At 65.2% G+C, this 23,278-nt stretch carries 20 protein-coding genes and 1 pseudogene; 7 read left to right on the forward strand and 14 right to left on the reverse strand.

Going from position 1 to position 23,278, the window contains the following annotated elements; genetic code table 11:
• Window positions 1-36: 36 nt before the first annotated feature.
• The 6 genes from flhB to motA all read right to left on the reverse strand — a co-directional run bounded on the left by flhB (window position 37) and on the right by motA (window position 4,774).
• Window positions 37-1,122: a flagellar biosynthesis protein FlhB gene (gene flhB / locus ACSKB8_RS14560; RefSeq protein WP_438104814.1), complete on the reverse strand. Its 1,086-nt coding sequence runs from the start codon at window positions 1,120-1,122 to the stop codon at window positions 37-39.
• 13 nt (window positions 1,123-1,135) lie between these two features.
• The gene (locus tag ACSKB8_RS14565; RefSeq protein WP_438104816.1) at window positions 1,136-2,176 is read right to left on the reverse strand and encodes a flagellar motor switch protein FliG; all 1,041 of its coding nucleotides are present in this window, start codon (window positions 2,174-2,176) and stop codon (window positions 1,136-1,138) included.
• Between the two features lie 2 nt (window positions 2,177-2,178).
• Window positions 2,179-2,568, reverse strand: a complete 390-nt coding sequence (gene fliN / locus ACSKB8_RS14570; protein ID WP_438104818.1) for a flagellar motor switch protein FliN — start codon at window positions 2,566-2,568, stop codon at window positions 2,179-2,181.
• Window positions 2,569-2,644: 76 nt separating this feature from the next.
• Entirely contained in the window at window positions 2,645-2,959 is a 315-nt protein-coding gene (locus ACSKB8_RS14575; protein WP_091879917.1) for a hypothetical protein, read from the reverse strand.
• Complete coding sequence (locus tag ACSKB8_RS14580) at window positions 2,940-3,881, reverse strand: flagellar motor switch protein FliM (protein WP_438104820.1); 942 nt, start codon at window positions 3,879-3,881, stop codon at window positions 2,940-2,942. The genes ACSKB8_RS14575 and ACSKB8_RS14580 overlap by 20 nt, the downstream gene beginning before the upstream one ends.
• Entirely contained in the window at window positions 3,878-4,774 is an 897-nt protein-coding gene (gene motA, locus ACSKB8_RS14585) for a flagellar motor stator protein MotA (RefSeq protein ID WP_438104822.1), read from the reverse strand. Before motA ends, ACSKB8_RS14580 begins: the two co-directional genes overlap by 4 nt.
• 142 nt (window positions 4,775-4,916) lie before the next feature.
• Here motA and ACSKB8_RS14590 point away from each other — a divergent pair, with 142 nt between their 5' ends.
• The 4 genes from ACSKB8_RS14590 to ACSKB8_RS14605 all read left to right on the forward strand — a co-directional run bounded on the left by ACSKB8_RS14590 (window position 4,917) and on the right by ACSKB8_RS14605 (window position 9,280).
• Window positions 4,917-5,705 (forward strand): DUF1217 domain-containing protein, encoded by a 789-nt coding sequence (locus ACSKB8_RS14590; RefSeq protein WP_438104824.1) that lies wholly within the window; start codon window positions 4,917-4,919, stop codon window positions 5,703-5,705.
• A gap of 3 nt (window positions 5,706-5,708) precedes the next feature.
• Window positions 5,709-6,437, forward strand: a complete 729-nt coding sequence (gene flgF, locus ACSKB8_RS14595) for a flagellar basal-body rod protein FlgF (protein WP_091879923.1) — start codon at window positions 5,709-5,711, stop codon at window positions 6,435-6,437.
• A 36-nt stretch (window positions 6,438-6,473) separates the two neighbouring features.
• On the forward strand, window positions 6,474-7,799 hold the full coding sequence (gene fliI, locus ACSKB8_RS14600) for a flagellar protein export ATPase FliI (RefSeq protein WP_438104825.1): 1,326 nt from the start codon (window positions 6,474-6,476) through the stop codon (window positions 7,797-7,799).
• An 845-nt stretch (window positions 7,800-8,644) separates the two neighbouring features.
• Window positions 8,645-9,280: a MarR family winged helix-turn-helix transcriptional regulator gene (locus ACSKB8_RS14605; RefSeq protein WP_438104826.1), complete on the forward strand. Its 636-nt coding sequence runs from the start codon at window positions 8,645-8,647 to the stop codon at window positions 9,278-9,280.
• An 870-nt stretch (window positions 9,281-10,150) separates the two neighbouring features.
• Here ACSKB8_RS14605 and ltrA read toward each other — a convergent pair.
• A complete protein-coding gene (gene ltrA, locus ACSKB8_RS14610; RefSeq protein WP_438104827.1) occupies window positions 10,151-11,380 on the reverse strand; it encodes a group II intron reverse transcriptase/maturase in 1,230 nt (409 codons plus the stop codon).
• Between the two features lie 1,249 nt (window positions 11,381-12,629).
• Between ltrA and ACSKB8_RS14615 the strand changes: the two genes are divergently transcribed.
• Window positions 12,630-13,694, forward strand: a complete 1,065-nt coding sequence (locus ACSKB8_RS14615; RefSeq protein ID WP_370988416.1) for a ketopantoate reductase family protein — start codon at window positions 12,630-12,632, stop codon at window positions 13,692-13,694.
• Window positions 13,695-13,720: 26 nt separating this feature from the next.
• Here the strand turns inward: ACSKB8_RS14615 and ACSKB8_RS14620 are convergent, their stop codons facing one another.
• On the reverse strand, window positions 13,721-13,891 hold the full coding sequence (locus ACSKB8_RS14620) for a hypothetical protein (protein WP_438104829.1): 171 nt from the start codon (window positions 13,889-13,891) through the stop codon (window positions 13,721-13,723).
• Between the two features lie 391 nt (window positions 13,892-14,282).
• Between ACSKB8_RS14620 and ACSKB8_RS14625 the strand changes: the two genes are divergently transcribed.
• Window positions 14,283-15,101, forward strand: coding sequence for a YkgJ family cysteine cluster protein (locus ACSKB8_RS14625; RefSeq protein ID WP_438104831.1), 819 nt, complete (start codon window positions 14,283-14,285; stop codon window positions 15,099-15,101).
• Window positions 15,102-15,205: 104 nt separating this feature from the next.
• Window positions 15,206-16,720, forward strand: coding sequence for an ATP-binding protein (locus ACSKB8_RS14630; RefSeq protein WP_128937954.1), 1,515 nt, complete (start codon window positions 15,206-15,208; stop codon window positions 16,718-16,720).
• Between the two features lie 26 nt (window positions 16,721-16,746).
• Here the strand turns inward: ACSKB8_RS14630 and ACSKB8_RS14635 are convergent, their stop codons facing one another.
• The 6 genes and pseudogenes from ACSKB8_RS14635 to ACSKB8_RS14660 form a co-directional block, all read right to left on the reverse strand.
• Window positions 16,747-17,823, reverse strand: a complete 1,077-nt coding sequence (locus ACSKB8_RS14635) for a HoxN/HupN/NixA family nickel/cobalt transporter (RefSeq protein ID WP_438104833.1) — start codon at window positions 17,821-17,823, stop codon at window positions 16,747-16,749.
• A gap of 187 nt (window positions 17,824-18,010) precedes the next feature.
• Window positions 18,011-18,751 (reverse strand): ABC transporter ATP-binding protein, encoded by a 741-nt coding sequence (locus tag ACSKB8_RS14640; RefSeq protein WP_438104834.1) that lies wholly within the window; start codon window positions 18,749-18,751, stop codon window positions 18,011-18,013.
• A pseudogene (locus ACSKB8_RS14645) lies at window positions 18,748-19,595 on the reverse strand (ABC transporter ATP-binding protein). Before ACSKB8_RS14645 ends, ACSKB8_RS14640 begins: the two are co-directional and overlap by 4 nt.
• On the reverse strand, window positions 19,595-21,418 hold the full coding sequence (locus ACSKB8_RS14650) for an ABC transporter permease (protein ID WP_438104835.1): 1,824 nt from the start codon (window positions 21,416-21,418) through the stop codon (window positions 19,595-19,597). Before ACSKB8_RS14650 ends, ACSKB8_RS14645 begins: the two are co-directional and overlap by 1 nt.
• Window positions 21,419-21,471: 53 nt before the next feature.
• The gene (locus ACSKB8_RS14655) at window positions 21,472-22,629 is read right to left on the reverse strand and encodes an ABC transporter substrate-binding protein (protein WP_438104837.1); all 1,158 of its coding nucleotides are present in this window, start codon (window positions 22,627-22,629) and stop codon (window positions 21,472-21,474) included.
• A gap of 59 nt (window positions 22,630-22,688) precedes the next feature.
• Window positions 22,689-23,273, reverse strand: coding sequence for an alkylhydroperoxidase domain protein (locus tag ACSKB8_RS14660; RefSeq protein WP_438104839.1), 585 nt, complete (start codon window positions 23,271-23,273; stop codon window positions 22,689-22,691).
• Between the last annotated feature and the right edge of the window lie 5 nt (window positions 23,274-23,278).

The raw sequence follows: 23,278 nt of genomic DNA on the forward strand, positions 1-23,278 counted from the left end.
CGTCAAGCTGTTGCGCGAAGCACCATCCTCGGAAATCTACTGGACCTTCTCGGGCCGTGCCGCCTGCTTGGACTGGAGGAAGTAGATGATCTCGGCGACGGGGCGGAAGAATTCCGCCGGAATCACCTGGTCGATCTGCACCGCCTCGTAGAGCGCGCGCGCCAGCGCCTTGTTCTCGATCACCGGAATTCTGTTCTGCTCGGCAACTTCGCGGATCTTCAGCGCGATCACGTCCATGCCCTTGGCGACCACCAGCGGCGCCGCATTCTCCTCGCGTTTGTAGCGCAGCGCGATCGCGAAATGCGTCGGGTTCGCGATCACCAGCGTCGCGCGCGCGGCGGATGCGATCATGCGCTGGCGCGAGCGGTCGCGCGCTAGCGAGCGCAGGCGCGCCTTGATCAGCGGATCGCCCTCGGCCTGCTTGTGCTCATCCTTGATCTCCTGCCTGGTCATGCGCAGCTCGCGCCGCCAGTGGAAGCGCGACCAGGCGAGATCGATCGCGACCAGGACGATGGTCGCGATGCAGATCGCCGAGACGATCCGCATCGCGATGTTGAGGATCATCTCCGGCAGCGCCACCGGATCGGTGTACATCGCCTCGAACGCCTTCGCCTCGGACGAGCGCAGCACGAAGGCGACGACGGCGGTCACCGAGGCGAGCTTGAACAACGACTTGGCGAATTCGACGAGTCCTTGCGTGCCGAACAGCCGGCTCCAGCCGCTGACTGGGGAGATGCGCGACACGTCCGGCTTGATGCGCTCCAGCACCAGGCGCGGCGCATTTTGCAGCAGCGAGGCGGCGAGGCCGAATACCATCATGATGACGACCAGCGGCACCAGGAATCGCAGCGAATGAAGTCCCACCACGGTGAGCAGGTTCTGCGCGTCCGCCGCGGTGCTGAGGGGGAAGCCCTCGGGATCGTCGAGGAAGCTCTTCAGCATCGGCGTCAATTGCTGCACGCCCTGGCCGATCAGGAAGGCCTGGATCACCATCAGGGCAGCCATCGAGGCGAAGATGGACGCCTCCCGGGAGACCGGGATTTTGCCCTGTTCGAGCGCATCTCGGACTTTCTTCTCGGTCGGCTCTTCTGTCTTGCTCTCCTGATCGGATGTTTCTGCCATGCCCGTTCAGCGGTCAGCGGAAGACCAGCTCATCCTCCTGCTCGGGGTTGAGCTCGATTTCACCCTTCTCCGCGAGTTCGAGCGCGAGGTCGGTGATCACGCGCCGCGCCTCCAGCACATCGCGCTGGTTCGACGGCTCGCCGATGGCGAGCTCGTGCTCGACGACGCGGCGGACGCGCGAGGCGACCGAGGACAGAATCAGCTCGCGGAAGCTCTTGTCGGTCCCCTTGAGCGCGACGACGATGCGATCGGTCGGCACCTGGTCGAAGATCATGGTGCGCGCCTTCGGCGTCAGGTTGATGACGTCGTCGAACGTGAACAGCAGCTCCTTCAGCACTTCGGCCGATTTCGGCCGCTTCTCCGATAGGCTCTTCAGCATGTCCTCGATATGGCCGCGCTCCATCTTGTTGATGATGTCGGCGACGCGGGCGTAGGTATCTGCGCCGAGGTTGCGGGCGAAGTTGAGCGTCAGGTCCTCGTGCAGCGTCTTCTCGATGATGCGCATGGCCTCGTCGACGATCGGCTTGAGGCTCAGCACGCGCCGCATCAGCTCGTTGCGCAGGCTGGACGGCAGCTGGCTCATGACCTTGGCGGCACAGGCCGGCTTGACCTTGGACAGGATCAGCGCCGCGGTCTGCGGGTGCTCCTTGGAGAGATAGCTCGCGAGCGAGTTCTCCGACACCGAGGAGACGCGATCCCAGACCGACCGGCTCGAATTGCCGAGCAGGTCCGACATGATCTGCGAGACCTGGTCGGCCGGCAGCACGTCGCCGAGCACGGCCTCCAGGCCGCCGAGCGTGCCGAGGATGTTGGCGCCCATCGAGAATTGCTGGGCGAACTCCTCGACGATTCCCTCCAGCTCCTGCGCCGTGATCGGCCGCAGCTCCGCCGCGGCCTTGGTGACGATGCGGATCTCCTGCGGCTCGAACTGCTGAAGCACGCTCGCGGCCGCCTGCCGGCCCATGGCCAGGAGGAGCGCCGCGACCTTTTCCGTTCCGCCCAGCGTGGCGACGCCTCGCTGCTTGACGGGAGCGATGCCGACCTGTGCCGCCATGGTCAGGTATCACCCTGCCCCAGCGGCCCGACGATCTCCGTCAGCGAGACGCCGAAGCGGGAATCGTCTTCTTCGACCACGACCACCTCGCCGCGGGCGACGATGCGGCCGTTGACGACGACGTCGACGGGCTCACCGACCCGGTGATCGAGCGGCACCACGGCGCCGCGCCCGAGCTTCATCAGGTTCGCCACCGGAATGGTCGCCGATCCCAGCACCACCTGCATGGTGACGGGAATGCGCAGGATCGCATCGACATTGGCGAACTTGCCGGTCTCCTCCGCCGTGCGCGCGGCAATCTCCGCCAGCCGCTCCAGTGGAGATGCGTCGGTATGCCCCTCGTCGGATGCCGATGCGCGAGTGGCAGATTCATAATCGAAGGATTGCGCCATTTGGTATCGCCTCTTGGTATTTCCGCTCCCGGAGCACCGCCGCGCTCCGACCGTATCGTTTTCGCCGGCTTCGGCTTCAATGCTTGTTCACGTCGGCACCGCCTGCAGTCGCGACGGGCGCGAGCCCTGTCCTCGCATCCAGCGCCGCGATCGCCTCGTGGGCCTGATCGATCTTCGTGCTCAGCACGTTGGCGAGCCGTCCGAGATTTGCGGTGGAATCGTGCGCCGCGTTGATGACCGTGTCAAAGGCGCCCGCCGTCTCATGGACGATGGTCGAGAATTCACCCTGGTAGCTGCGCAGTCGCGCCAGTTCACGGTGCATCCGGGTCACTCGCATGCTGGTGAAGGCGAGCGCAATCAGCAGCACGGCATCAACGAGATAGGATATCATCGACGAACTCCCGTTTCTGATCGGCGGGATCTGCCACCTGCATGGCGTAATAGCCATCAAGCTGGCCGATCTGACACCAGAACAGCACCTGGTTGTTGCTTTCGAGCCGGGCGAGCGTGCGCGGCGTGGCTTCGAGCTCGAGCACCTGCCCGACCTGGAACTTCACGACGTCGCCGAGCGATATCATCTTCTCGTCGAGCACCGCGCTCAGCGTCACCTCGGTGCGGTGAACCTCGCTCTCCATCTGCTCGCGCCAGCGCGGATCGGCCGCGCGGCCGTCGCTGACGACGACGTGCGCGAGCTTCTGCCTGAGCGGATTGAGCGCGGAGTGCGGAATGATGAGGAACATCTGGCCGCCGCGATAGAGCGCCTGCAACATGATGTTGGCGCAGATCGACATGTTGCCGCTGCGTCCGATCGCCAGCGAGGCCATGGCGGTCTCGACCCGTTCCACGCGGAAGGTGACGTTGGAAGTTCCGGCAAAGGCGGATTGCAGCGCCTTGGCGAACCGCTCGAACAGCGCCTGGACCAGGCGGATTTCGATGTTCGAGAACGCCCGCTCGACGTCGAGCGGCGGTTCGGCGCCGTCGGAGCCGAACATCGCCTCGACCATGGTGAACACGAAGTCGCGGTCGAGCATGATGATGACACGGGAGTCCCACTGCTCGGCATAGAGCACCGCCGCGACCGCGTTGGCCTCATAGTCCTTGATGATGTCGCCGACGCGGTCATTGGTGATGCCATTGACCGAGAAATAGCACGGCGTTCCGGCCATCGGCTGCAGGCTGTCCGTGCACGATGCCGCCATGCGATCGAAGATCACATTGAGCATCGGCATGCGTTCGATCGATATGCCGGCGGCATCCAGCAGGTAGTTCGGCAGCTGCTTGCGCTGATCGACGTCGACGTCTTCCATCATCATGCGCGGGCAGCCTTCGGTTCAGCCTCGGTCACGACGACCTTGGGACCTGCAATCGTTTCGTTCTCGACGACGTCGATCGACGGCCGCTCGGTGCTGGCGATCATCTTGCGGCCGTGCTCGACGGCGATCTGCGGCATGGCGCCGTTCATGAACGCCAGCAGCGTCTGCTTGACGATGATATAGGGCCGGCACTTCTTCTCGCGCGTCATCTTGATCTTCAGCGCGAAGGGCGAAATGATGCCGTAGGACAGGAAGATGCCGGCGAAGGTGCCGACGAGGGCCGCGCCGATGAAGCCGCCCAGCAACTTCGGCGACTGGTCGAGCGCCCCCATGGCCTTGATAACGCCGAGCACCGCGGCGACGATGCCAAGCGCCGGCAGCGCCTCGGACACCACCACAAGCGCATGGTACGGCGTCAGCTTGCTCTTCACGATGGTGTGGATCTCCTCGTCCATCAGCGCCTCGATCTCGTGCGTGCGCGCATTCCCCATGATGATGAGGCGGACATAGTCGCAGATGAATTGGAGCAGTGCGGAGTCGGAGAGCACGCTCGGAAACGCCTTGAAGATCTCCGAGGAGGAGGGATCATCGATGTGCGCCTCGACCTCGTTGCGGCCCTTGCCCCGCAGCTCGCGCATCAGAGCATGGAGCGCGCCGAGCAGATCGAGATAGTAGCGCTCGCCGGGCACCGCGCCGGTGATGGCCTGCATGCAGGCAACGCCGGTGTCCACGACCGTCTTCCACGGATTGGCCACGATGAAGGTGCCGACGGCGGTGCCCATGATGATCACGAACTCCCACGGCTGCATGAGCACGGCCAGGTGCCCGCCCATGGCGGCAAATCCGCCGAGCAGTGCCGCCACCGTGATGAAAATCCCCACGAAACTGCCCAACGCGCCGCTCCATCGCCGATCCCAGCGGGAATATCTAGTCGGCGACGCTTGCGCGAAGCTGGTTTCGGGACCGCCAGCCCCGCGCAAGCAATTCGCGGCAGCTTGAGACGATCTCGCAAGAGCGGCCAGAGGGACGCGTGTCATGCTATCCACCATCGCGGATTACACCAGACTGACCAAGGACATGGGCAAGTCGCTGACACAGGTCGCGAAACAGCCGGACGTCAGCCGCGAGACCGATTATTTCCTCAGCCATATCGGCAACGTGAAGACCATCGACAACTTCCTGAAGGACTACCGGCTCTACTCCTATGCGATGAAGGCCTATGGCCTCAGCGACATGACCTACGCCAAGGCGTTCATGCGCAAGGTGCTGACCGAAGGTGTCGCCAACAAGAACACCTTCGCCAACAAGCTCACCGACGTCCGCTATCGTGAATTCGCCGCGGCGTTCAACTTCGCCGCCCTCGGCAGCAACGCGACCCAGACCACCCAGGCCACGACCGGGACGGCGACCCAATATGTCAGGCAGACGATGGAGCAAAAAGCCGGCGACCAGAACGAGGGCCTGCGGCTGGCGCTCTATTTCACCCGCAAGGCCTCCACCGTCACCACCGCCTACCAGATCCTCGCCGACAAGGCGCTGACGCAGGTGGTTCAGACCGCGCTCGGCCTGCCGTCGACGATCAGCTCGGCCGACATCGACGCCCAGGCCAAGATGATCACGGACAAGATCAAGCTCACCGATTTCCAGGACCCGGCCAAGGTCACCAAATTCGTGCAGCGCTTTGCCGCGATGTGGGATGCGGCCCAGGCCCAGAGCGACAACTCGACCAATCCCGTGCTGGTCCTGATCGGCGGCGCGTCGTCGATGGCCAGCATGGATACCGACATGCTCTCGAAACTTCAGTCCATCCGCTTCGGAAAGTAAGTCATGCAATCGGCTCTCTATGTGGGATTGTCGGCGCAGGTCGCCCTCGAAAAGCGCCTCCAGACGATCGCCAACAACGTCGCCAACGTCAACACAGCGGCGTTCCGCACCGACGTGGTGAAGTTCGAGACCGTGCTGTCCAAGGCGGGCGCGAACCCGGTCGCCTTCTCCTCGCCCGGCGACAACATCATCTCCCGCGAGATGGGCAACATCACCGAGAGCGGCAACCCGCTCGACGTCGCCGTGGTCGGACAGGGCTGGATCGCCTTCGCCGGTCCGAACGGCACGGTCTATACCCGTGACGGCCGCCTCCAGATCGCCCCCAACGGCGACCTTCAGACCGTGTCCGGCTTTCCCGTAATCGATTCCGGCGGCGCGCAGATCACGCTCGATCCCAACGGCGGACCGATCTCGATCGCGCGCAGCGGCGCCATCACCCAGGACAACAACGAGATCGGCACCATCGGCCTGTTCAACATTCCCGCGGATGCCAATCTCGAGCGCTATGGCAATTCCGGCGTCACGCCCGATCGTCCCGCGACCGCGATCGCCGATTTCTCCCGCGACGGCTTCAAGCAAGGCTACGTCGAAGGCTCCGGCGCCAATCCGATGATGGAATTGACGAAGCTGATCGCGGCCTCGCGCGCCTTCGACGGCACCAATTCGATGATCGAGGGCACCGAGAGCTCGCTCCAGAATGCAATCCGGACGCTGGGCGAACCCGGCAAATAGGCTGCGCCTCGCGCGCAATGAGGTTGGACGGTTTCCTTGAACGCTCTTCGGCAACTCGAGTGGGCGCTGCTGGAGCTTCAGCAGAGCACGCCCCTGGCAAGCGTCAGCGGCGCGATCTCCGAGATCGCGCCGACGCATTTCCGCGTCTCCGGCCTGTCGCGCTTCGTCAGGCTCGGCGAGCTCATCGGTGTCAATTCGGCCGGCAGGCCCCAGATCGGCGAGGTGGTGCGGATCGACAACGAGGGCATCATCGCCAAGCCGTTCGATCGCCAATTCGCCGGCGGGCTGGGCTCGGTCGCATACCGGATGCCGCCATTGTCCTTTGCGCCCGATCCGAGCTGGAAGGGCCGCGTCATCAATGCGCTCGGCGCACCGCTGGACGGCCAGGGGCCCCTCACGCCGGGATCGCGCGCGGTCTCGGCGGAGGCCGAGGCACCTTCGGCCATGAAGCGCGCGCGCGTGCACAAGCCGCTGCGCACCGGCGTGCGCGTCATCGACCTGTTCTCGCCGATCTGCGCCGGCCAGCGCGTCGGCATCTTTGCCGGCTCCGGCGTCGGCAAATCGACGCTGCTGGCGATGCTCGCCCGCAGCCAGGGTTTTGATACGGTCGTGCTGGCGCTGGTCGGCGAGCGCGGCCGCGAGGTGCGCGAGTTCATCGAGGACGTGCTGGGCACCGACCGTCACCGCGCCGTCACAATCGTGTCGACGGGAGACGAGAGCCCGATGATGCGGCGGCTGGCGCCGAAGACGGCGATGGCGGTCGCCGAATATTTCCGCGACCGCGGCGAATCGGTGCTGCTGATGGTCAATTCGATCACCCGTTTCGCGCACGCCGCCCGCGAGGTCGCGCTCGCCGCCGGCGAGCCCGCGGTCGCGCGCGGCTACGCGCCGACGGTCTTCACCGATCTGCCGCGGCTCCTGGAGCGCGCCGGCCCCGGCGAGGAGGGATCCGGCACGATCACGGGGATTTTCTCCGTGCTGGTCGACGGCGACGATCACAACGAGCCGATCGCCGACACCATCCGGAGCACGCTCGATGGGCACATCGTGCTCTCCAGGCACATCGCCGACCAGGCGCGCTATCCGGCCGTGGACGTTCTGGCCTCGGTCTCTCGCCTCGCCCATAACGTCTGGGATCCCGAAGAGCGCGAATTGGTGAGCAAGCTGCGCGCCATGATCGCCAAATACGAGGATACACGTGACCTTCGCCTGATGGGCGGATATCAGTCGGGGCGTGATTCGGGTCTCGACCAGGCGGTCGACATGGTTCCGAGAATCTACAGCGCGATGCGGCAGGACGCATCGGCCCCGCCGAGCGGCGATCCGTTCCGCGAGCTCCGGGACATGCTCAAGGGCGAGTAGCAGGTTGCGCGGTGAGATGGCGCGCGACGCCGTCGTGCCCTGCCCGTTGTTTTCGACAGCCGATTGCGCATGCGGCCACGCTTCCAGCGCATGCGCACGCGCAGCCATGACCGGCTTCCGTCGCGGGAATATCAAGTCGATCGGACGAGAGGAATCGAGCGGAAGCGACGAACGGGCCATTCCTGCGACCGCGACTGCAACAACCGCCGCGTGCAATTCCTGTGAGTTCCCTCAGGTGATTCCCCGACGGATCGTACAAGTTGTGGATGACATGCCGACGCACATCGTCGTCATGCACAAGCTTCGATCAACTTGCATCAACGACAGACAGCGACGTGGCGTGCACAAACCGACGTATAGTTGCGTGCATGCTGCTCATCGGGCAGCGTCTCGCGTTCACTATCATGTGTCCCGACGAGCGAGATTGTCTTGAACGTTACATTCGCCGGCAACGACATCCAGTCTTCGAGAGCGTCTGTACTTGATTTTGTTGAGAAGCTCATTCATCGTTTCGATGGATACAAGAAACGTCTGCTTGCGACTTGAACTTTAGGGGCTCCGGTTGAACTACTCCGATCCATCGTCTGCTGGCGACGGCAACTCGGGCTCCCGTGCGACGACGACGCTATTGGCATGCCCTCAGCGACGCAGGCTTGCGCTTCGAACGACGCCACGCCCATCGGTCCGGGTCGGGCGCGTTGCAGTCCGCGCCTTCGCGCGAGAGTTGGACACGACGTGCTCGTCGGGCACCTCCAGCGGTCTGACGCCTCACGACGGATTCGCAAGCCAGGGCGCGAGGCGGCTTCGGAACGCCGCACACGAAGTTCCGGGGACGAGGTCGATTCATGCCATTGGCGCGAGAAGCCGTCGAGCTGCTGGTTCAGGCGGCGCGGGCTTGGTATTTCGAAGGCAATCAGCATGGATTGCGCGATCGCGAATGGATGGCGCTGCGCTTTCTCGGCCGCGCCAACAGGTTCTCGCGCACGCCGTCCGCGCTTGCCGGCTTCATCGGCGCCACCAGGGCCACAGCATCGCAGATCGTGAAGACGCTCGAGAGCAAGTCCTTCCTGGTGCGAAAGCCGTCGCACGAGGACAAGCGTTCGGTCGTGCTTCACGTCACCGCGCAAGGCGAGAAATGCCTGAGCCAGCACGACCCGATCAATCACGTGCTGAACGCAGTCACCTCGCTCGGCACCGACGAGTGCATCAAATTGCGTGACTCGCTGCGGGAGATCCTCAATCATCTCGACGCGGCCCATCAGCGCCTTGATGCCAGCATCTGCCGGGACTGCATGTTTCTTGCCGAACGCGGCCCGGGCACCGGCAAGGGACGCGCGACCTCCGAGTTCATGTGCCGGCTGTATCGCGCCCCTGTTTCGCTCGAGGAGACCGAGCTGCTCTGCACCAGCTTCGAGCGCACCCGCGACCGCCCGAAGATCGAGGCACATCTCGACCGTGCGCGGGTGGCGAGCCAGGGGTGAGGCGCAGCGCGATGGGCCGCCCCGCGAGAGCGTAATGCGCGCGTATACTCTCTCCACATCGTCATTGCGAGCGCAGCGAAGCAATCCAGAGTCTTTCCGCGGCAAGATTCTGGATTGCTTCGTCGCAAGGGCTCCTCGCAATGACGGAGCAAGGGGCACTGCCGTCGTCCTCCAATTCGCTGTCATTCCCCGCGAAAGCGGGGAATCCAGTACGCCGCGGCCTCTCGGCTCAATCACGAGCGCCTCTGGCATACTGGATCGCCCGGTCGAGCCGGGCGATGACAGCGAATGTGTGGTTAGCGCTCGCCCCAATCTCGTCGTTGCGAGCGTAGCGAAGCAATCCGAAGTCTTCCGCGGAAAGATTCTGGATTGCTTCGTCGCAAGGGCTCCTCGCAATGACGGAGCAAGGGGCGCCGCCGTCGTCCTCCAAATGACGCTGTCATTCCCCGCGAAGGCGGGGAATCCAGTACGCCGCGGTCTCTCGGCTCAATCACGAGCGCCTCTGGAATACTGGATCGCCCGGTCGAGCCGGGCGATGACAGCGCGTGTGTGGTTAGCGCTCGCCCCAATCTCGTCATTGCGAGCGCAGCGAAGCAATCCAGAGTCTTTCCGCGACAAGATGCTGGATTGCTTCGTCGCAAGGGCTCCTCGCAATGACGGAGCAAGGGGCAATGGCGTCGTTCTCCAAATCGCATTTGCGTGGCAGACACGCCTTCGCATTCTCGCGGCGGATTTCGCCCGAGCTTTGCTTGATTCTCCACCCTCTAGATCCAAGAGGGCGATCGGCATAGAGGCGTGGAGTTTGGCTCCACGTCCCCTGCCACACCACCCGGCATGCGGGTCCGCACCGGGCGGTTCGATGGGTTGAGGTTAGCTTGCGAGGGAGGGGACTCCCAGCCGTCTGAAGCGTTCATTTGGCAACGCTTTGTTGAGCGCCACCTTCGAGGTGCGCCACCAGCGCCGTCTGTTGATGGCCACTCGCCTGGCTTCGTCGGGATGTACGCCGCGCGCGATCAATTCGCGGTAGACGACATGCCCGTTCTTCCAGTGCTTGAGCTGAACCGCCCGCAGACGATGCCGGATCCACCCGTCGATGTCGGCAAAGACGCCGGGCGTCTCTGCAAGGCGGAAGTACCCCTTCCACCCTGTCAGATACTTGCCGAGCGGCTTGCACATTTGTGCGAGACTGCGTCCGGCACTGCGCCGGGTCATGTCGCGCACGCGCTCTTTCATGCGTTCGATGGCCTGTGGTGCGACGCGCCGCCTGATCGTCCGTCCCGCAGCCACCCAAAAGGAGAAGCCGAGGAACTTCGATGCCGTGGCGCGTCGTACCTTGCTCTTGGTTTCGTTGACGCGGAGCTTCAGCTTCCCGAACAGCTTGCGCAGTGAGGTCATCACCCGCTCGCCCGAACGCTGCGTCCGAACGTAGACGTTCAGATCGTCGGCGTAGCGGACGAAGGCATGCCCGCGCCGCTCCAGCTCCTTGTCGATTTCGTCCAACAGCACGTTGGCCAATAGCGGAGACAGCGGACCGCCTTGCGGCGTCCCCTCACCCCGCTCGATCACCACCCCGTCTGCGAGCACGCCCGCATTGAGGTAGCGGCGGATCAGCCGCAGCACCCGACGGTCCGCGATCCGTTTGGCCAGCCTTCCCATCAGGATGTCGTGGTTGACCCGGTCGAAGAACTTCTCCAGGTCGATATCCACCACGAAGCTGCGGCCTTCCTGCACATAGGCTTGCGCGCGACGCACCGCGTCGTGCGCACTCCGTCCGGGCCGGAAGCCATAGCTTGCATCCGAGAAGGTTGGGTCGAACTGCGGTTGCAGAACCTGCAGCAGGGCCTGCTGGATGAACCGGTCGAGCACGGTGGGGATGCCGAGCTCGCGCTCGCCCCCGCCGGGCTTCGGGATCGCCACCCGCTTCACTGGCTGCGGCTGGTACTGCCCCGCGAGCAATTTCTCGCGCAGGAGCGGCCAGTGCACGCGCAGATGGTTAGGTAGCTCCTCCACCGTCATCCCGTCGATGCCGGGACTGCCCGCATTCTGCCGAACACGCTTCAGTGCGGCCTGAAGGTTCTGGCGTTCACACACCTTCTCCATCAGATCGCTGCTTCCTGGGCGCTCGTCTCCACTTCCAGTCAGGGGCGCTTCCACGCGCCCGGCCGGCCGCTGCGGCTTCACCGCAGCGGTCGATCGTGCGTCCGGGGCTTCCGGCTTCTGTGGCATAATTCCCCCGAGGTTTGTGGGCGTTTCGCCCTTCCCATCGTTCGGCCCTTCACGGCTTTAAGCCGCTACTACGGCCTCTGCTGACTTCTCGCTCCGAAGGCCTTGCAACCCTCGTCACCCTTTCAGGTGCAAGCGAGATCTCCCCGGGTAAGACCTTCGACCTTCGCTGCACGACCGCCGGATCTACGTCGCCTGCCTTGATCACAACGGCTTTGCGGCTCCTGGCCCGCTCGCCCTGCTCGGCTCCGCCTCATATCCGATTTCTGTTCGTCGGCCCGCAGCTTCGCTCCCCGCTTCCTTCACGCCGGCCTCGCGGTCCGACACTCTGCGGTTCACTTCGCTCGCTGTGATCAGCTCACGGAAGGACTTTCACCTCCAAGTCGAAGCCCATGCCGGGCACACCAGGGAAGGCCGGGTGCCGGCTGGCACCCGCGGTCCGCTGCGCGAAAAGCACACGCAGAGAAGACCGCACAGCAGCATACAGGTGAAGCCCAACACGCGGCCTTCCCTGCGCAGTGGTTTGACGGCTTATGCCGCGCTCTCCTGGGAGCCGAATTCCTTCTGGCCTCCCTCACCCCGGCGAAAGTCGCCGACACCGCGCCGGTTAACGCGAGTGCCGCATCCGCCAGGGCTTGACCGTAGCAACGACGGCCAGGACCACACGGTTTTGCCGTACGCGCGGTTCGCCTGCGCCACAGGGTTCGACGGCGTTGTGCACGTTGCCATCGAAATGCTGGCGCGACGAACCTGACAGCGCCGTCCGTCCGCGCGAAGCCTTAGGGCTCACGGAGAGCAATCCGCCCTACCCTTAGCTCTCGCGCCCGACGCTGCCGCGTCCACCGCAAGCCCGGCTCCGCGATCATCACGACACATGATCGCCCCTCAAGGGTGAGCCGGGATGAGCGACACATACGACAAATCCGAATTTCGGTAAAGTGGAATATTTTCGCACGATGGGATTGACGGGGAGGCGACACAGGCGCGGATGGGATGGGGTATCGGCACTTCCTTGTATGCATTATCCCAGTTGCCATCCCCACGCAGTTCGCTTTAGATGCCGGCAACTCGCCCGCGGCTGACGGCCGGGGCTCAAAAATCACACACATTGTCAAAGGGACGGAGCATGGCGCGCAACATATTGATTCTCGGAGCTTCTTACGGCTCCCTGCTGGGCACGAAGCTGCTGATGGCGGGTCATAACGTGACCCTGGTGTGCCGCGCCAAGACCGCGGAGCTGATCAACCGCGACGGTACCGAGGTGCGCATCAAGTTGCGCGACGAGGCGGTGCACCGGGCGATCTTCTCGCGCGACCTGCCCGGCAAGCTCGACGCCGTGACACCGGCCAATGTCGACCTCTCCCGTTACGACCTGGTCGGCCTCGCGATGCAGGAGCCGCAATACACCAACCACACGGTGCGCGTTCTCATGGTCAAGATCGCCGCGGCGAAGCTGCCGTGCCTTTCGATCATGAACATGCCGCCGCTGCCCTATCTGAAGCGGATCCCGGCGCTCGCAGACATGGATCTGGAGGAGGCCTACACCAATGCGCAGGTGTGGGAGCGGTTCGAGCCGGGGCTGGTGACGCTGTGCTCGCCCGACCCGCAGGCGTTCCGTCCGCCGGAAGAGGCGGCGAACGTGCTCCATGTCGGCCTGCCCACGAACTTCAAGGCATCGGTGTTCGCAGACGAGAAGCACAACAAGCTGCTGCGCGAGCTCGAAGCCGACATCGACGCGGTGACACTCGACGGCCACGACGTGCCGGTGAAGCTGAAGGTGTTCGACTCGTTGTTCGTGCCGCTGGCGAAATGGTCGATGCTGCTGACCGGCAATTACCGCTGCATCACGCCGAATGAGCCGCAATCGATCCGCGACGCCGTGCATGGCGACCTCGCGCGGTCACAGACGATCTACGACCACGTCGATGCCATCGCCCGCCGCCTCGGCGCCGACCCGCAGGACCAGGTGCCGTTCGCGAAATATGCCAAGGCCGCCGAAAGCCTGCTCAAGCCGTCATCGGCGGCCCGCGCGGTCGCGAGCGGCGCGCCCTTCATCGAGCGCGTCGACTTGCTGGTGAAACTGATCTCGCATCAGCTCGGTGTGCCCAACGCCGAAATCGACCGCACCGTCGACACTGTGGACCATAAGCTGAACGAGAAGATCGTGCAGGGCGGATCGGGCGCGCAGTAGCGCGCCGTTTCCAGCGACGTCGGCCCTCACGCAATCCAGAGCGATTGAATCCGGATCACGCCGGTCATGGCGACCAGCGTGACCGCACCGGTGCGCGTGACCAGGTCGGGACGCCCGAGACGGCGGGCGCCGGCGCCGAGCGTTGCGCCCAACGTCACCCATGCCGCGCCGCCGTGACGATCTGAACCAGTGCTCACTGCAGGTTCGGCGTACGGCACTGTTCCCAGTGTGGCGCAAACTCAACGACAGTCGTCGCACATCGGACGCACGGCCGGGTCGTCGCCCTCGCATCGCGCCTACGCGCGGTCCGCTGATATCACGACTGCGTGAGACGAACGGCATGCCGCCCGTCATATCCCGGCGCTTCGCGAGCAAAGCGAGCCGATTCGACGCTAATGGGCTCCCCTCACGTGCAGGCCCTTCATTCGCGCAAACGTTGCATGCGCGCAGAACGGGTCCGGCTTCTTGCCCAGCCGACAGAGAGGTGAGCAACATATCTTTTTAGGTCAGGTGTCTATGACCTGTTTTGCCGGGTCGGTTGTTCCGGCGAAATCGCAATGCACGGCCGAGAGAACAAGAACAACAACAATGGATCAGGCGATGCTGAGCGTCGTCCGCGCGGTCGAGGCAGGCGCGACGACGATGAAGAGCGTGATCGACGCCACCGGACTGTCCCGTCTCAAGATCGAGCGCGCGTTGACCGCACTGGAGAAGCAGAAGCTGCTGGTGCGCGACGGCCAGGGTTTTCGTGCGACCGGCCTGCCGAAGGCGGCCCGCCCGGTCCGGCAATGCGGCTCATGCAACGCCTGCTGCGATATCCTCGAAGTGGCCGGCGTCGACAAGCCGGTGAACCAGCTCTGCAAACATTGGCAGGCCGGCATGGGATGCACCATCTACGATCGCCGCCCGCAAATGTGCCGGTCGTTCGTCTGTGCCTGGCTGCAGGGCCATCTCGACGACGACTGGTTTCCGGCGAAGTCGGGCATCGTGGTGCATTTCAGCCAGGACGCCGTCAACGTCACGGTCGACGATGATTGTCCCGACCGCTGGCGCGAGGAGCCGTATTTCAGCAAGCTTGCCGAATGGTCGCTGAATGGGATCAGGCGGATCGGAAACCGCGGCTATGCGACCCTTGTCGTGTCCGGCACCGAGCGGTTCCTGCTACTGGGACACACCGTCGTTCCCGATCCGACGCTGTTCGGCACCGCATTCCTGCCGCTCACCGCCGACACCTTCCGGTTCTGGCGGGCGACGTCGCCCGAGCATTTGCAGCGGCTGCATGAGCGCATCGCCGAGATCGAACGGATCAGGCAGGAATTCGGATCCTGCGCCATCCCCGAGACCGAGGACGACGATCCGCTACCGCCCTATCGGCCCGCGCTTCTACGGTTGTCGCATCATCTCTGAACTCCGCCGTGGGCAACACGGCCTGATTCGCGCGGTAGCGCTCGACGCGCCTCGGCCGGGTTGATAAGCCCCTGTCCGCGAATGACGGGACTTGAGTCGGGGACATGACGGTTGCGATCGAGATGGGGCAGACCACGGCGGGTGCCGCGGCGGCCATGGACCTCGAGGAACTGCTGGCGACCCGCCTCCTGGTGCAGGGCAATTCGGGCTCCGGCAAATCGCATCTGCTGCGGCGGCTGCTGGAACAGAGCGCGCCCTGGGTGCAGCAGGCCATCATTGATCCCGAAGGCGACTTCGTCACGCTGGCCGAGCGCTTCGGCCATCTGGTGATCGAGGCCGAGGATCATACCGAGCGCGGCCTTCAGGTCGCCGGCGAGCGCGCGCGGCTGCATCGCGTCTCCACCGTGCTCAATCTCGAAGGGCTCGATGCCGAGAACCAGATGCGGCGCGCCGCGGCGTTCCTCGGCGGGATGTTCGACGTCGACCGCGATCATTGGTACCCGATGCTGGTGGTCGTCGACGAGGCGCAGCTGTTTGCGCCGGCGGTTGCGGGCGAAGTCTCGGACGAGGCACGAAAACTGTCGCTCGGCGCCATGACCAATCTGATGTGCCGCGGCCGCAAGCGCGGGCTCGCCGGCATCATCGCGACCCAGCGGTTGGCCAAGCTCGCCAAGAACGTTGCAGCGGAAGCCTCCAACTTCCTGATGGGCCGGACCTTCCTCGACATCGACATGGCGCGCGCCGCCGACCTGCTCGGCATGGAGCGGCGGCAGGCCGAAGCTTTTCGCGATCTCGAGCGTGGCCAATTCATGGCGCTGGGACCGGCGCTGTCGCGGCGTCCCCTGCGTTTGAACATCGGCCCGACCGACACGAGCCCGCGCAATTCCACACCGCGGCTGATGCCGCTGCCGGAAGCGACGCTGGAAGATGCGCGCGCCGTGATCCTGGCGGCGCCGCCGCCCGATGCCAGCCGCCCGCAGCGCCGGCCCGCACCGGATCTGCTCGAGCAGCTCCGCGCCGCAAAGGCGGCAGCTGCGCCGGAAGCGCGCGCGGAGCCGATCGAGCTTCCGGTCAGCGCCGAAGAGCTCGCGGAGCGGCGCGAGCGCGTGGATCGTACCCTTCGTGCCGTGCTCGCCGAGCCCGATGCCGGCTTCCGCGCCATCGGCGTGCTCTATCAGGAGTTCGTGGTCCGTTGCCGCATCGAGGGGCTCGGCGCGGCCGTGCCTGATCTCAACGAATTCCGCCGCATGCTGACGCACGCCCGCGCCGGGCTCGGCACTGACCTCGCCGACGACGACGCCTGGCAGGACGTGTCGCTGCGCGCCTCGATCCTGCCCGACGACATGCAGGGCGTGTTCATGATGATCGCGCGCGCGGCGAAGGAAGGCTGGCCCTGTCCCGGCGATGCCGCGATCGCGCGCGCCTATGGCTCGCACTCGCTGCGCCGCGCGCAGCGGCTGCTCAGCTATATGGAGGAGCAGGGCCTGATCGTCTGCCAGCTCGACGGCGGCGGCCGCCGGATCGTGACGCTGGTGGAGCTGGCCTGGGCGACGGCGCCAGGCGATCCCAATGGCGACGATTTGCCGGCGGAGCCCGCGCAGAGCGCGGCCGCGCTCTGAGCCGGGATTTAGCGTCGTCTCATCACCTACGCCGCCTCGGTCGCATCGAAGCCGCGGGCCGCATCCGGCGAGCGTCGCGCGTCATCCGAGAACATGCGGCGATCGAGTACGACCGAGACGAGCCAGGCGATCGCGAACAGCGCGATCACGACGAAGCCGACATTCGCCAGCAACTCGTTGAGGCCCTCGACCACCGCCCACGGGCCGCCGGAGAGATCGAACCGATCACTGATCAGGCCGAGCGCCTCGATGCCTCCGATGAAGAGCGCCACTGCGACCGAGGCGCCGGTGATCGTGAGGTTGTACCAGAGTTTTCGCAGGGGATCGACGAAGGCCCAGCGATAGGCGCTCACCATCAACGCGGAGTCGGCGGTATCGACGAGCGCCATGCCTGATGCAAACAGCGCCGGAAAGACCAGGATATCGGCGAGCGAGGTACCGCGCGCGGCTTCGCTGGCGGAAATGCTGAGCAGGCCGATCTCGGTCGCGGTGTCGAAACCAAGCCCGAACAGGAAGCCGAGCGGGTACATATGCCCCGGCTTTGTCACCAGGCGGAACATCGGCCCGAGCAGGCGCGCCAGGACGCCGCGATTGGCCAGCAGCGCATCGAGGCCCGCGGCGTCATGGATACCTTGGTCCCGCGCCGCGCGAAACGTCCGCCACAGGCCGGCGAAGATAGCGAGGTTGATGGCCGCGATCACAAGCAGGAACAGCGCCGATACCGACGTGCCGATCACGCCGCCGATCTCCTTGAGCAGGCTGTCGCCGCCAAGGCTCACCACGCCAAGCGCGAGCAGCATGGTCGCGACCACGACGACGGTGGAATGGCCGAGCGCGAAATAGAGGCCGACGCTGCGCGGCGCGCCGCCCGCCTGCATCAGCTTGCGCACGACGTTGTCGATCGCGGCGATGTGGTCGGCATCGACGGCGTGGCGGAGGCCGAAGACCCAAGCCAGCAGCGCGGTCGCCATCACCGTCGGCCGATCGCCGAACCGCGCAAAGGCCCACGCCCACGCGGCGATGTTGGCGGCAATGAGCGCGCCGAACAGCAGCGCCGCTCCGGGCTCGACCGCCCGCAAAGACCATCTCGTCACGACAATCATTCCGTCCGTTGCACGCCCCGTCGCGCCAGCGGTATGATTTTTTCAAGAATCATCACACTGACTAGCCCCGAAGAAAGTCGTCATGCCCGGGCTTGTCCCGGGCATCCACGTTCTTCGTGCCACAAGACATGGATGGCCGGGACGAGCCCGGCCATGACGATGGGGAGATGACGGCGCGCTCCAATTACTACGCAGCCTCCGAGCCGCCGAGATAGGCGTCGCGGATGCGGGGATCGTCCTTCAGCGTCCGCGCCGGGCCGGAGAGCACGATCTTGCCAGTCTGAAGCACATAGGCTTCATGCGCGATCTCGAGTGCGAGGCTGGCATTCTGCTCGACCATGAACACCGAGACGCCGTCCTGATTGATGGTGCTGATCAGCTCCAGCACGCGGTCGACATAGAGCGGCGACAGGCCCATGGTCGGCTCGTCCATCACGATCATGCGGGGACGGCTCATCAGCGCGCGCGCCATCGCCACCATCTGCTGCTCGCCGCCGGAGAGCGAACCGGCTCGCTGCGACAGCCGCTGGCCGAGCTTTGGGAACAGCGTGAGCATCCTGTCGAGATCCTGGGCCACGATATCGCGATCGTTGCGCACGAAGGCGCCCATCAGGATGTTCTCGCGCACGCTCATGTCCGCGAACAGCCGCCGCGCCTCCGGCACCGAGGCGATGCCGCGGCGGACGATCTGCGGCGTGGTCAGCCCGATCAGCGAGGCGCCGTCAAAGGTCACCTCGCCCGAGCGTGGTTTCACCAGGCCAAGGATGATCTTCATCGTCGTCGACTTGCCGCTGGCATTGCCGCCGAGCAGGCAGACGATGTGGCCGCGCGCGACCGATATCGACAGGTCGAAATGCACCTGGGCCTGGCCATAGAAGGTGTTGACATCAGACAGCGCCAGCAGCGGTGCGGGAGAAACGTTCATCATGCCGCGCTCTCCTGCTCCGCCGTTGCGGAGAGGCCGTGACCGAGATAGGCCTCGATCACCTTGGGATCGCTCCGCACCATTTCGCCCGGCCCTTCCGCGATCTTCTTGCCCTCATCCATGACGATGACACGGTCTGACAGCCGCATCACCATCTCCAGCTTGTGCTCGATCAGGAGGATGGTCAGCCCCCCGCCTTCAGCTCGGCGACGAGGGCCTGCATCTCCGCGGTTTCGGTCGGGTTCATGCCGGCGGTCGGCTCGTCCAGCAGCAGCAGGCGCGGCTTCAGCGCCAGCGCACGTGCAATCTCGACGCGGCGGCGGTTGGCGTAGGAGAGGCTGTAGGCGGGCTGGTCGATCCGCGGCGGCACCCGTTCGCCGAAGCGGGCGAGAATGGCTTTCACCTCTTCGCGCAGCCGCTCCTCCTCGTCCCTGACACTCGCAGGACGCAGCAGCGCCAGCCCCAATTCCAGCAGCGGACCGATCACCGGCACGGCCGGCTTCACTGCGCGCAACCGCGTGTGGGCGCCGATCAGGACGTTGTCCATGACGCTGAGATTGCCGAAGACGCGGCCGAGCTGGAAGGTGCGCGCAATGCCCTGGCCTGCGAGCCGTTCCGGCGACAGACCCGTGATGTCCTGCCCTGCGAAGCGGACAGTGCCGGCATCGGGCCGGTCGAGACCGGTCACGAGATTGAACAGCGTCGTCTTGCCGGCGCCGTTCGGGCCGATGATGCTGATCAGCTCGCCCCTGGCGAGGTCGAGATCGATGGCGTCGACCGCGGTGAGACCGCCGAAGCGCCGCGTCAGCCCGCGCAGGGACAACATGGGGATGTGCTGCTCGGACATCAGATCGTCCCCAACAGGCCCTGCGGCCTGAACCGCACGAGCAGCAAGAGCACGATGCCGTAGATCAGGATGCGATACTCCGCCGCGATCCGGAAGACTTCCGGCAGGCCGACCAGCGCCACCGATCCGAGAATCGCGCCGACGACGTTGCCGAGGCCGCCGAGGATGACGACGGTCAGCGCCAGGATCGATTGTTGCGTGTTGAAGGTCTCGTGGTTGATGTAGGAATAGAGGTGTGCCGCGATGCCGCCGCTGACGCCGGCGGCGAAGCCGCCGAAGATGAAGGCCAGCGATTTGTAGCGGTTCAGGCTGAGGCCATAGGCGCGCGCGGCAATGTCGTCGTCGCGGATGGCACGAAAGCTGCGGCCGAGATGCGAGGCAAGCAGGCGGCCCTGAAGCAGCGCCAGCACGACCATCACCGCAAGGCTGAACCAGTAGACCGACGCCGGGCTGATCAGGTCGTAGCCGAACAGCGACAGCGGCGGGATGCCGGAGATGCCAATCGGGCCACGCGTGACGCTCTCCCAGTTCAGGATCACCAGCGACACGATCTCACCGATGGCAAGCGTTGCGATCGAGACGTAATGCCCGCGCAAACGGAACGACGGCGAGATCAGGAGCGTGCCGAGCGCTGCGCTCATCAGGCCGCCGCCGATGATGGCGAGGCCGACCGGAACGGAGAACGCCAGCGACAGCAGCGCGGCGGTGTAGGCGCCGATCGCGAGCAGCGCGGCATGGCCGAGCGAGACCTGGCCCACCGTGCCGGCAACCAGCGTGAGGCTGAGCGCGAGCATACCGAGCAGCCAGGCGTTGATCAGGGTCTGGAGCACGTAGAAGGACACCGGGAACAGCGGCAGGATCGCGAACCCACCGACGGCAACCAGCACGGCCCAGCGCGGAATGCGCACCGGACGGCTCGGCGCGATGAAGGTGCCGGTGAGCGGCTCCGGCGGCGCCTGCCGGGCACTCGCAAACAGCCCGTTCGGCCGCAGCACGAGCACGACGACCAAGAGCAGAAAGGCGAACAGATTGCGGTAGCTGGTGCCGAACACGGCGACGCCGTAGCTCTCCACCAATCCGAGCAGCAGGCTGCCGACCACCGCGCCCGGCACGTTGCCGGCGCCGCCGACGACTTCCGCGACGACGCCCTTGAGCGTGGCCTGAAGGCTCATCGCGGTGTCGATCTGGTTGTAGTACATGCCGACCAGCATGCCGGAGACGCCGCCGAGCGCCGCCGCAATGCCGAACACGGCCTGATTGACGCGGTTGACGTCGACGCCCATCTGCATCGCGGCGTCACGGTCCTGCGCGGTGGCGCGCACCGCCCAGCCGAGCTTGGTGTAGCGCAGGAACACGAACAGCAGCAGCGCGCTGGCGATGCCAACGCTGGCGATGAGCAGATCAAGCGGCCCGATCGTGCCGTTGCCGACCTGGAAGCGGACGTCCGGTAACTGGCTCGGCAGCGCGCGCGGATTGGGCGAGAAGGTCAGCATCACCAGCTGATCGAGCACGAAACTGATGCCGATCGTCGCCAGGAGCGGCGCGATACGCACCGAGTTCTGCAGCGGACGGAGGCCGAACCGCTCGATGATCAACCCGACGATCGCGGCCGCGACCGCGACCACGATGATGGTGAGCGGCAGCGGTGTATGCAACTGCACCACCGCGACCCAGCCGATATAGGCGCCGACGAGATAGATCGAGCCTTGGGCAAAGTTGATCAGCCGGCTGACGCCGAAGATCAGCGCGAGCCCGACCGCAACGAGGGCATAGACATTGCCGACGATCAGCCCGTTGATCGTGTAGTCGAGCCAGGAAGCCACGCGATGGTCCCAAGTTGAGAGAAGCGGCCGGAGCGGATGCTCCGGCCATCGTGTCAGGTCGGCTTGCCGTCCCAGAGCGCGAACTGCCCCTTGCGCACGACGAGCTCGGCATTCATGGCGCCTTTGACGCGGCGGCTCGCCACGTCGAACGTCGCCGAGCCGAAGATGACGCTGGAGACGTCCTTGACCTTGGCGAAGGCGTCGCGGATGGCGCGGCGGTCGGTGCCGCCGATCTTGAGGACGGCAGCGGCCATGTTCATCGCGTCATAGGAATAGGCGTTGAAGGCGTCGGGCTCCTGCCCACCATATTTCGCCTTGAAGCCCGCGATGAATTTCTTCACCTCGGGCCGCGGATCTTCGGGGAAATAGCGCGTGCCGAGATGGACGTCCTCGACCGCCTCGCCGCCGAGCTCCAGGAATTTCGGCGAGTAGACCGAGCTTGCCGCGCAGATGGTCTGCTTCAGACCGACCTGGCGCGCCTGACGGGTGATCAGCGCGCCGTCCGAATAATAGGAGATCAGGATCAACCCGTCGGGATTGGCATCGCGCACGCGCACCAGGGTGGAGCGAAAATCGCGCTCCTCCGCGATGTAGCCCTCGGTCACCGCGATCTCGGCGCCGTATTCCTTGGCCGCCTTGACGAAATGGTCGCGACTGGTGCGGCCCCAATCGGTGTTGAGGTGCAGCACCGCGAGCTTCTTCAGGCCGAGGCGCCTGACGGCGTAGGACGCCAGCAGCGGCTGCTCGTCGGCCTGGCTCACGGACGTGCTCCACATGAAGTCGCCGCCCTTGGTGAAATCGGGGTGCGAATTGGTGAAGCCGAACTGCACGAGGCCGCCGCGCTGATAGATCGGCGAGGCCGCCATCGAGGCGGGACTCGAGAAGTCGCCGAGCTCCATGACGATGCGGGGATCGGAGACGAATTTCTGGGCGATCGCCACCGACTGGCGCGGATCGCTCTGGCTGTCCTCGAATTGGTAGGCGAGCTTGCGGCCGTTGATGCCGCCGGCAGCGTGGATCTCGTCGAGCGCGAGATCAAAGCCCTGCTTCCACTGCGCGCCATATTGCGCGTTGGGGCCGGTCAAGGGACCGCTGACGCCGAGCAGGATCGGCTCGGAGGATTGCGCGAAGGCTGCGCGCGAGAAGGCGGCTCCTGCCATCATGGTGGCGAGCGAGCCCTTGACCAGGGACCGACGATCGATGTTGCTCATGCACGGCTCCATCCACTCAGTGTTGAAACAAGCAGCAATTTCTATGCCGCTGCGATTGCCTATTTCGAGGGCTCGCCGAGCGACAGCATCAGCCGGTTCGCCCAGTTGAAGAACGACGCGCCATTGATGACGTCGACGATCTCGGCATCATCGAGACCGGCGCGGCGCAGCTCCTCGACATTGTCGGGGCCGAACGCGATCGGCGTTGCGGCCAGCGCCACCGACGCATTGACGACGGCATTCCAGCGCTCGCCGAGATCGGCCTTGACGCCTTCGTCGAGCAGACGCTGCACGTCGTCGCGACGCTTGGAGTAAGTGCTGGCGAAGCGCGCGTGCACGGAGGCGCAATAGATGCAGCCGTTGTAGCGCGAGGTCGCTGCCGCCGCGAGCTCGCGCTCGGCGCGCGGCAGGCCGTCGGCGACGTTGTAGAAGATGTCCTTGTCGGTCTTGGTGCGGGCTTCCAGCACCTCGGGATCGCGCACCAGGAGGCGGAAATATTCCGACTTGGCGCGGGCGCGATCGACGAGGCCGGCGAAATGCCGTTCGGTCAATTCGGCCTCGGGCAGCGGATCGATCCACGACACCCAGCCGAGCTCGTCCTGGGTGAAGACGACGGGCGGATTGACTTTGCTTGCAGCGGTCATGATGC

The sequence above is a fragment of the Bradyrhizobium sp. BR 1432 genome, from assembly GCF_051547705.1.
Lineage (GTDB): Bacteria > Pseudomonadota > Alphaproteobacteria > Rhizobiales > Xanthobacteraceae > Bradyrhizobium > Bradyrhizobium zhanjiangense.